General features: G+C 62.7%; 1 protein-coding gene. It reads left to right on the forward strand.

What is annotated here, in order from left to right:
• Positions 1-81 precede the first annotated feature (81 nt).
• Positions 82-354, forward strand: a 273-nt coding sequence (locus VT52_RS34960; RefSeq protein ID WP_143070998.1) for a helix-turn-helix domain-containing protein, incomplete at its 3' end; no start/stop codon positions are given.

Raw genomic sequence — 354 nt, forward strand, 5'->3', positions numbered from 1 at the left:
GAACCTTTTTCATCCTGTCCTGTAGGGGTGAAAGACCTGGTCAACTGGGTGGTGACGTGGCAGAGCCCCCGGTCGTTGGCGGTGTTGATTCCACTCGACACTGCCGACAGCCCGGGGGCTCTGTTGGTTCCGTATCCTGCCATGCTCGATGTCCCGTACGAGCTCGTCGAGCATGTCTCCTGGCTCATCTACGCTCGAAGGCGTGAACTGAACTCGCCGTGGCGACGGCTCGGTTGCTTCAAGCAGGCACTGCTTGTCCTGGCCCACCTCCGGAAGAACGAGACGTTCGCCCAGCTCGCGGCAGGGTTCGGTGTCTCGACCGCGACGGCCTGGCGGTACGTCGACGAGACCCTG

Source organism: Streptomyces malaysiense (assembly GCF_000980885.2).
In the GTDB taxonomy this organism is placed as follows: Bacteria; Actinomycetota; Actinomycetes; order Streptomycetales; family Streptomycetaceae; genus Streptomyces; species Streptomyces malaysiense.